The 990-nt window shown below is 50.1% G+C and carries 1 pseudogene; it reads right to left on the reverse strand.

Annotated features, from left to right (window positions below):
- Positions 1 to 990, reverse strand: a pseudogene (locus R7O13_RS24770) (propeptide, peptidase); the annotation flags it as partial.

Genomic DNA, 990 nt, shown 5'->3' on the forward strand with positions numbered 1-990 from the left:
GTTCCCTTGCACTTCTTGACCGCGCGAGTTAATACTCGCATCGGTGAGCGCATCCTCGATAGTCTTGGGCTTATTCAGAAGTAGAGGAATACCATTCACTAGCGCCGTCACGTTTTGCCAAGATTGCGCCTTAAGCCCTTCAGCAAACTGATAATCCACTGAAACTTTAGATTCAAACGGTGCACCACACGTCAGCCCCGTTGGTAAGTTGGCACTGAAAGAGGCCGAGTTTGCCAGTTGCACATCGACCGCTTTCGATGTGTCGTTGTTCAGTGACCAATTGCCCTTTACGCTTGCAGATCGGCCAGTGTGAGAAAGCGTCAACTCGACCATTTCCCCAGTTTTAATGTAACGAGATTGATATCTGACGTTAAAGGGAACTTTGAGTAAGTTATGTTGTGCGAAGCTATCTTTCAGAATTTGTGCGTACTCTTTTTCAGGGAAAAGCATTGTCGCGGCAAATACGGTGGACTCCGCAAAATCATGCATTTTTACACCACGACCCACGCCGTACATGCCTTCAAGCACAATCGAGTCAAAGTCACGGAAAACACGATCCGAACCATCTCCATAACGAGCAACGGACGCTTTTAAGGCTTGGAACAAAGGTGTCGACCACAACTCGTCGCCCAATTCACCACCAACGCTTTCATGCGCTCGGTATTCCGCTCCTTCAAAGTAACGAGCACGTTGGTTCCAGAGACTGCGTGTTGCGCGGCGAACGCCAAACATGCCATCCCAGTTGAACACCGTATCAATCTCAAATTCCTGACCACGGCGAGCCGCATCTAAATACTGTGTTCGGTAGCTCGCACTGCCCGCCCAGTAATCACCGACACCTTCTCCAATCGCACCAGTGTGGCCATACGCCCAATCGGGAACGATTTGATAGTGAATCCCGTGTCCTAGCTCGTGCAAAATCACATCTGCATCCGCTGCATCCGGAGATACTCCACCCACGCCTAACATCAGCGCACGTGAACCTTTGTA

The organism is Vibrio sp. Y176 (assembly GCF_033438945.1).